At 61.2% G+C, this 7693-nt stretch carries 7 protein-coding genes and 1 pseudogene; 6 read left to right on the forward strand and 2 right to left on the reverse strand.

Annotated features, from left to right (window positions below):
- Positions 1-71 precede the first annotated feature (71 nt).
- The 4 genes from phnE to arsK are packed head-to-tail and all read left to right on the forward strand — an operon-like array spanning position 72 to position 3976.
- Positions 72-890 (forward strand): phosphonate ABC transporter, permease protein PhnE, encoded by an 819-nt coding sequence (phnE, locus tag C5748_RS05935; RefSeq protein ID WP_245428830.1) that lies wholly within the window; start codon positions 72-74, stop codon positions 888-890.
- Positions 891-937: 47 nt separating this feature from the next.
- Entirely contained in the window at positions 938-2074 is a 1137-nt protein-coding gene (locus tag C5748_RS05940) for an alpha-D-ribose 1-methylphosphonate 5-triphosphate diphosphatase (RefSeq protein WP_105740994.1), read from the forward strand.
- Positions 2067-2723 (forward strand): phosphonate metabolism protein/1,5-bisphosphokinase (PRPP-forming) PhnN, encoded by a 657-nt coding sequence (phnN, locus tag C5748_RS05945; RefSeq protein WP_245428832.1) that lies wholly within the window; start codon positions 2067-2069, stop codon positions 2721-2723. Before C5748_RS05940 ends, phnN begins: the two co-directional genes overlap by 8 nt.
- The gene (gene arsK, locus C5748_RS05950; RefSeq protein WP_105740995.1) at positions 2720-3976 is read left to right on the forward strand and encodes an arsenite efflux MFS transporter ArsK; all 1257 of its coding nucleotides are present in this window, start codon (positions 2720-2722) and stop codon (positions 3974-3976) included. Before phnN ends, arsK begins: the two co-directional genes overlap by 4 nt.
- 48 nt (positions 3977-4024) lie before the next feature.
- Here the strand turns inward: arsK and C5748_RS05955 are convergent.
- A pseudogene (locus C5748_RS05955) lies at positions 4025-4318 on the reverse strand (diacylglycerol kinase family protein); the annotation flags it as partial.
- Positions 4319-4616: 298 nt separating this feature from the next.
- On the opposite strand from C5748_RS05955, the gene C5748_RS05960 reads away from it, so the two are divergent.
- Positions 4617-5033, forward strand: a complete 417-nt coding sequence (locus C5748_RS05960) for a YciI family protein (protein WP_105740996.1) — start codon at positions 4617-4619, stop codon at positions 5031-5033.
- Between the two features lie 138 nt (positions 5034-5171).
- On the opposite strand, the gene C5748_RS05965 is transcribed toward C5748_RS05960, so the two are convergent.
- Positions 5172-6185, reverse strand: a complete 1014-nt coding sequence (locus C5748_RS05965; protein WP_105740997.1) for an NAD-dependent epimerase/dehydratase family protein — start codon at positions 6183-6185, stop codon at positions 5172-5174.
- Positions 6186-6430: 245 nt separating this feature from the next.
- Between C5748_RS05965 and C5748_RS05970 the strand changes: the two genes are divergently transcribed.
- Positions 6431-7561 (forward strand): mandelate racemase/muconate lactonizing enzyme family protein, encoded by a 1131-nt coding sequence (locus C5748_RS05970; protein ID WP_105740998.1) that lies wholly within the window; start codon positions 6431-6433, stop codon positions 7559-7561.
- The last annotated feature ends 132 nt before the right edge of the window (positions 7562-7693 follow it).

Consider the following 7693-nt stretch of genomic DNA (forward strand, 5'->3'; position numbering starts at 1 on the left):
CGGGCCCTCCTCTTTGACCGGTCGCGACTCCCTGAGGCGCGACCGGTCCCACAATCCGGTCGAGATCCAAAATGGAACATACCGCAAAGATCATGAGCCCTGAGCAGGCCCGTCCGGACGTGGAGCGGGACTGGGCACGCAGTGGATGGACAGCCGGCAGCTGGATCGTCCTTGTCCTGCTCCTCGTCTGGAGCTGGGCTCCCGCCGAGATGCCGCGCTGGACATTTCTGTTCACCGACGCCGGCAATATGGCCGAATATGCCAGTGGCTTCGCGCGTCCGGACTTCTCTGAATGGCGCTATTACATGCAGGAGATGGTGGTCACCATTCAGATCGCGCTGTGGGGCACGTTTCTGGCCGGCGTCTTCGCCATCCCCTTTGGCATCCTGTCGGCCAGCAACATCGCGCCCTGGTATATCGTACAGCCCGTGCGCCGCCTGATGGATGCCTGCCGCTCGATCCACGAATTGGTGTTCGCCGTGCTCTTCGTCGTCGCCGTCGGCCTTGGGCCATTCGCCGGTGTGATGGCGCTTTTCATCCACACGACCGGTATTCTCGCCAAACTCTTCTCCGAGGCCGTGGAGGCGATCGATGCGCGCCCGGTCGAAGCGATCCGGGCAACAGGCGCAACGCGGCTCCAGGAAGTGGTGTTCGGCGTGGTGCCGCAGGTCATGCCGCTTTGGATGTCTTATGCACTTTACCGCTTCGAATCCAACGTGCGCGCCGCGACCGTCCTTGGCGTGATAGGAGCTGGCGGCATCGGCCAGGTGCTCTTCGAATCCATCCGTGGCTTCTACTATCCGCAGGCTGCGGCCATGCTGATCATCATGCTTGTGACCGTGTCGCTCATCGACGTCCTGTCCCAGCAAATGCGCAAGCTGTTTCTCTGATATCCTGCCCGATCTATTTCATGTCAAAATCCGGAAAGTCTACCTGAATGCCGCAAGAAACCGTCCTCTCCAATGCGCGGATCGTCCTCGAAAACGAGATCGTCACCGGCTCTATCCTCATTCGTGACGGGCTCATAGCCGGCATGGACAGCGGCCATTCCGACCAGGGCGAAGACATGGCGGGCGACTATATCATTCCAGGTCTCGTTGAACTTCACACCGATCATCTGGAGTCCCACTATAGTCCGCGTCCTGGCGTGGTATGGGACGCCCTCGCGGCGTTGCAAGCGCATGATGCGCAGGTGGCCGCCTCGGGCATCACGACGGTGTTTGATTGTCTGCGTCTTGGATCTGACGAGGATTCAGGCTTCCAGAAAGGTGAAATGCGAACCATTGCCGACGCAATCCGCTGCGCCAGCTCGGAAGATCGCCTGCGTGCCAGCCATTTCATCCATCTGCGCTGCGAAGTCTCGGCAAGCGACGTGCTCGAGCATTTCGCGGATTTCCACGGCGACCCCCAGGTAAAGCTGGCTTCTCTGATGGATCACGCTCCCGGCCAGCGCCAGTTCCAGACACTTGATCAATATACGCTCTACTACAAGAAGAAGCGCGGTCTCAACGATGCCGATTTCGATCGTTTCATGGCCAGGCGCATCGAGGAGTCGAACCGCTATGCGGCCCCGCACCGCAAAGCGATCGTCGAAGCGTGCAACAAGCACCGCATCGCCATCGCCAGCCACGACGACGCGACGGTCGAGCATGTCGCGGAATCCAGGGCGTTCGGGGTGCGGGTGGCAGAGTTCCCGACGAGCATGGAGGCGGCGAAGGCTTCGCACGAAACCGGCATGGCCGTGCTGATGGGCGCACCCAATGTGGTACGCGGCAAATCCCATTCCGGCAACATCTCGGCCAAGACGTTGGCTGATGCCGGCGTACTTGACGTACTTTCGTCGGACTATGTGCCGTTCAGCCTGATCTATGCGCCATTCGTACTCGCCGACGAGGGCGGCATGAGCCTGTCGGAAAGCATTCGTCTGGTGACCGCAACGCCGGCGCGCACCGTGGGTCTTGCCGATCGCGGCAACATCGCCAGCGGCCTGCGCGCCGACCTGGTGCGCGTGCGCAGGCCGGCCGGCGTGCCGGTCGTCCGCTCGGTCTGGCGCGAGGGCCGTCGCGTTGCCTGAAGCAAAATCCCGTTCCGTTGCGGACGTGCCGGTTCATGCCGGCACCCTGCTGGCGGTCGTCGGTCCGAGCGGCGCGGGGAAGGACAGTCTGATCGCCTACGCAAGACAACGGCTGGTGTCGAATTCATCGGTCCTGTTCGTGCGCCGTGTCATCACACGTCCGGCATTCGCATCGACCGAGGAACACGATACCTGTTCACCCGAAGCATTCGCGGCAGCTCGAGCCGCCGGCGCCTTCGCTGTCGATTGGGAGGCGCACGGGTTGCGCTATGGCGTGCCGCGCAAAACGCACGCGCACCTCGACCGGGGTGGTGTGGCGGTCCTCAATGGCTCGCGCGCGGCCCTGCCCAACATCCGGTCGGCATTCGGCACGTTGACCACGGTTCTCGTCACCTGCGATCCTGATATCCTGGCAGCGCGGTTAGCTGCTCGCCGCCGCGAAAGCAAAGCCGAAATCGAGCGGCGCCTGCGACGCGCCATGATCGAGGCTCCCGATATCGAAGATGCGATCGAGATCGACAACAGCTGCGAGCTTGCCCTCGCCGGTGATATTCTGGTGTCTGTGATCCGCAAGATTGCGAGATCCACCGAAGGCTGTGGCGGTCCGGTACCTGCCTCCGCCGAGCTGGCGATGGAAACAGACAAATGAGCAGCGGCAAGGTTGCAGGGGCAGCGATCTGGGCGCTCGGCGCCACCCAGATTATCGGCTATGGCACGCTCTATTATAGCTACAGCATGCTCGCGCCCGCCGTGGCGGAAGAACTGGCCTGGTCTCGGCAATGGGTGCTTGCCGTTTTTTCCGTGGCGCTGTTCGCCAGCGCCCTGATGGCTCCCGTCGCGGGACATTTGGCCGACAGGTTCGGTGCCGGAAAAATGATGATGCCCGGATCGGCGGCCGCAGCCGCGGCCCTCCTCTTATGTGCGCTTGCGCCCGGGCGCTGGAGCTTCACGGCCGGCGTGCTGGCGATGGAACTCGCCTCCTGCTTCGTGCTCTACAGCACGGCCTTCGTGGCGCTCGTTCAGTTGGGCGGCGGTAACGCCCAGCGAAGCATCACGCACCTGACCCTGATCGCCGGATTTGCCTCGACACTGTTCTGGCCGCTCACTGCGATGTTGCACGAGCATCTGAGCTGGCGGGAGATCTTTGCCGTGTTCGCCGCACTCCATCTGGCGGTGTGCCTGCCGGTCCACGCCTGGCTTGCAAGGCGCTCGCGCTATGTCGATGAAAATTTGGACAATAGCAAACAGCCCGCCGAAAACAAAGATCCGGCAAGCCGTCAGCGTCGCGGAGCGTCACCCCTTTTCCTCCTGATGCTCGCAGCGTTCGCGATCGAAGGCTTTGTCCTCTCAGCCGTCCTCGTCCAGATGGTCCCTCTGCTCGCGGCGGTAGGTCTTGGCGCAAGCAGCGTTTTCGTCGCAACCCTTTTCGGACCATCGCAGGTCGCGAGCCGTCTCATCAACATGCTGTTCGGCAATGCCTTGCGGCAGACCTGGCTGGCGCTCGGCGCGACGGGCGCGCTTTGCGCCGGGCTGGCGGTGCTGCTCCTCACCGCGCCCTCGCTATCTGGCGCGGTCCTCTTTGCCATCCTTTTCGGCCTCGGCTCCGGCCTGATGAGCATCGTCGGCGGCACACTGCCGCTCGAGGTGTTCGGTCGCGACGGTTACGGAGCGCGCGTCGGCTGGATCACCGCCGCCCGCCAGTTCAGCTCTGCCTTTGCACCTTTCGGCTTTGCCCTGATGATGGCTGGCCTGGGCGTGTTTCCTGCTCTGTGGATCAACGCTTTGATTGGCCTGGCTGGTATCGGCGCATTCGCCGGCATCGCCATAATGCAGGTCCGCGCGCACAAGAGCGCCTTGGCGCGCGAGATCGAAATCCGACTTGGGATGGAAATTACGTCCTAGCGTTCTTTCGGCAGCTTTTAGCAGATCCATCGGGATATTGAGTGTGCGTGCAAGGTCGTTGGCTGTCCCCATCGGCATGATGCCCATTGGCAAGCCGCTTTCCATTGCTGCAACGGCTGCGGAAGAAACCGAGCCGTCCCCGCCACATACGATAACGAGATCGGCGGTATCGCGGAGCCGCACGATGTCACGCGCGATCTCCGGCAACGGCTCGACGGTGACGGCCAGGCCGCCGCTTTTGAGCCGCTTTATGACGGGTGCAATCGATTCCTGACCACGTCGTGCCTTCGGGTTGACGAGAAGAAGCGCGCGTCTGGTGATGATCTCATTCCTTCGGTGCATTCAAGCGATCAGTTGGAGCGGCGTATATAGGCGGATCTTCTCTGCCGTTTCCACTATTTTACCTCAACACCATATCTAACCCATTGGAATCTGAAAATAAAAACAGCAAGACTACTGATCTTGGCCTTTCAAACCACAGTGTTTTCCCTCTGGCCACGATGCAGCGCTTTGTCGATGAGCGCCTGAAGAGCGTCTTTTCGAGCAAAAAGTTTCGGCCCGATGTCGATTCTGCCGAAGCTTATTCGTCTTATAGGCAGGTAGACCAGTCGGGCTGCCGCAAATCAAAGGAGATAAGACGATGCGTGTCATGGTTCTGGTGAAGGCGACGGAGGACAGCGAGGCGGGCACCATGCCCTCGAACGAGCTTCTCGAGGCTATGGGCAAATACAACGAAGAGCTGGTCAATGCCGGCGTCATGCTGGCCGGCGAGGGTTTGAAGACGTCGTCGAACGGCAAGCGCGTGGCCTTCGACGGCCCGAACCGCACCGTTATCGACGGGCCGTTCGCCGCGATCAACGAGCTGGTCGCCGGTTTCTGGCTCTGGCAGGTGAAGGACATGGCCGAGGCGGTCGAATGGGCCAAACGCTGCCCCAACCCGATGCCCGGCCCGAGCGAACTCGAAATCCGTCCAGTGTTCGAACTGGAGGACTTCGGCCAAAGCGAGGCGGTGGAGCGTCACCACAAATCGGGCGAGAAGATCGCGAAGAAGAATTGAACGATCCCGCAGCGGCAGGCGCCCGACTGGGTGCCGCCGCGCCTATCTCAGGACTGTTTCCAAAACGGAAACCCGCCCGAATGCAACTGCAACGATTGCGCTGCGACGGTTCAGCCAGATGTGCCCCGAACAAGACCACTAAATTCGGATTGGCCCGGCCCGCGCATCGGACAGCGCATAATCGTCAGCCTCATAATCAAAGAGTTCCCACGGGTAGGCGGCAAGCTGAGGTAAAACGTCTCGCCAGTCGCGATCGTGCATCGCTTCTAGAAGCCATTGCACCGCTTCGGGTACGGTATCGGCGTAGGTTCCTGCTGCTGGCGCAGAGGATGCGCAGACCAGGGCATGCTCCACGGACCAAGGAGTCGTCCCCAGGGACGGCAGACATGGCCCGTCAGGTAGACCCACGAGTTCGGCATCGCACTCCATCGCAGCCATGATCGCCCTGCCAATCTCGACGACTGTCGGGGCGTCAGCGTCAGTGACGTTCAACACCGACGGTGCATGGCCTTTCAACGCGTGAACCACGGCATTGGCGATTGCCTTGGTGGACGTTGTCTGGAACCGGCTGCGGCCAGCATAGGCGAGCGGAATGCGTTGCCGGCCGTCGAGCAATCGTTTGGCAAACCACCATTCCCTAGCGTGCTTGCTATAGGGCCCGTGAATCGCGCAGGGGCGCAGGATCGTCACAGGGATGCGGGCACCAGAAAGCAGCGTTTGCTCCATCGCGACCTTGCGCGTCGAGTAGGTCTGCGGTCCTGGCGCAACAGTCGGATGGTCTTCACTGATCGGCACGGGGAACCGAGGAAAGCCGGTTTCACGCGCTTCGTCCAGCGTCCGCCCGTCGGTATCGCGATAAACGCTGGCGCTGGAGGTCGCTACGATACGGCCGACCCTATCCTGGACCGATCGCAGCTCTTCAGCATGTGCCGCGTCCATTGAAATGCAGTCCATCATGAGGTCTGCGCCTTCGCCGAGCGCGCTCGCGAGAGCACCTGACACGCTGCGATCGAGCGTCACGTGCCGCCAAGGCCCTTTGGCAGGCGGCGCCGCTCGGCTAGCCAGGCGGACGTCCCAACCTCGACGAGCGAGGGTTGCGGCGACTGCAAGCCCGATCTGTCCTGTCCCGCCGATGATAAATGCTAATGGCATGGGTAAGAGATGGCTCACTCATATGTTGTCGTCTGCCAAACGAAGCTTTGATGCGCATCCGCCATATCGTTTCGTATTTCATATTCGATTGCAACGTCCGCTAAGTCCAGATCGGAATCTGGCCCCGTCTCCTTGAATTACGGCAGGTCGGCAAGTCCGGTACTCTACGTGCCTAATTGTTGACAATACTGTTGACAATAGTCAAGAATGGTCGCTATGGAAGGTCACGTATAGGGAGGATCAACATGGCCAAGCCGTCGACAATCCGGTCCGTCGATGCGCGCACGATCCGCGTGCCGTTGGACGCTCCGACTTCGTTTTCGACCCGGCAGGTGCATCACCGCGATTACGCCGTGACCCGCGTCACGACCGATGACGGCGTCTCCGGAATCGGTTTCTGCTATGGTGGCAGTGACGCGGGCGCTCTGGTGACGCGAGGAGTTCGTGACCTGTTCGCGCCGCTGCTGATCGGTGAGGATGCCACGCGCGTCGAAGGCCTGTGGGACAAGATGTATTCGACCGGCCTCCTGCAGGCACGAGCCGGTTCGCTGATGCGATCCATCTCGATCCTCGATATCGCCCTGTGGGACCGCAATGCTCGGGCTGCCGGCATGCCCCTGCACCGGTATCTCGGCGGCTATCACGAGGAGAGCGTGCCCGCTTACGCCTCCGGCGGCTATTATCTCGAGGGAAAGTCGCCGCAATCACTCGGCGATGAACTCGCTTCCTACGTCGCGCTTGGCTTCAAGGCGGTAAAGATGAAGGTGGGGCGTCTCGATCCCAAAGGCGAGGAGGAGCGGATCAAGGCGGCTCGCGAGGCGATCGGGCCGGATATCCTGCTGATGCTGGACGCCAACAATGCGTGGAGGGACCTGCCGACGGCGCTGCGTTTCATGGATCGCTATGAGCCATACGACCCCTACTGGATCGAGGAGCCGTTCTCGCCAGACGACATTATCAACCACGCCCGTCTCGCGCAGAACACCAGGGTCCCAGTAGCGACGGGCGAGATCGAGGCCGGTCGCTGGCGGTTCAAGGAACTGCTCGATCAAGGCGCTGCGGCTATCCTGCAGACCGATGCAGCGGTCTGCGGCGGCATCAGCGAGTATCGTCGTATTGGCGCGACTGCTGCGAGTTATGGCGTCACCCTCTGCCCCCACTGGTTTCACGACCTACACATCCATCTTGTCGGCTCAGCACCGAACGGTCAGTTCGTCGAATTCTTTCCCGACGATCAGGTATTGAACTTCCGAAGGCTGATCGACCGGCAGTTGGTGACGAAGGACGGGCGACTGGTGTTACCGGCCGAACCCGGACTCGGCTTCGATTTCGACGAAAAGGCCCTCGACGCATTCGCCCTCGATGAATGGGCCTGAGGCCCTAGGGTCCGGACCCAATAACGGTCTTTTCAAATCAGTCTGACGATGATTCACTTGCTCCAATATGGAGCGATGAGATGACTGCTTTCTTTTGGTTTTCCGATGAACAATGGTCCCGGATCGAGCCGC

The organism is Phyllobacterium phragmitis (assembly GCF_002980495.1).
GTDB classification, from domain to species: domain Bacteria; phylum Pseudomonadota; class Alphaproteobacteria; order Rhizobiales; family Rhizobiaceae; genus Paramesorhizobium; species Paramesorhizobium phragmitis.

Bases quoted from the DNA above. Each gene is read 5' to 3' on its own strand.
- C5748_RS05960 (WP_105740996.1), top strand. From the start codon at position 4,617: ATGCGTGTCATGGTTCTGGTGAAGGCGACGGAGGACAGCGAGGCGGGC.
- phnE (WP_245428830.1), top strand. From the start codon at position 72: ATGGAACATACCGCAAAGATCATGAGCCCTGAGCAGGCCCGTCCGGAC.
- arsK (WP_105740995.1), top strand. From the start codon at position 2,720: ATGAGCAGCGGCAAGGTTGCAGGGGCAGCGATCTGGGCGCTCGGCGCC.
- C5748_RS05970 (WP_105740998.1), top strand. From the start codon at position 6,431: ATGGCCAAGCCGTCGACAATCCGGTCCGTCGATGCGCGCACGATCCGC.
- C5748_RS05965 (WP_105740997.1), bottom strand. From the start codon at position 6,185: ATGCCATTAGCATTTATCATCGGCGGGACAGGACAGATCGGGCTTGCA.
- C5748_RS05940 (WP_105740994.1), top strand. From the start codon at position 938: ATGCCGCAAGAAACCGTCCTCTCCAATGCGCGGATCGTCCTCGAAAAC.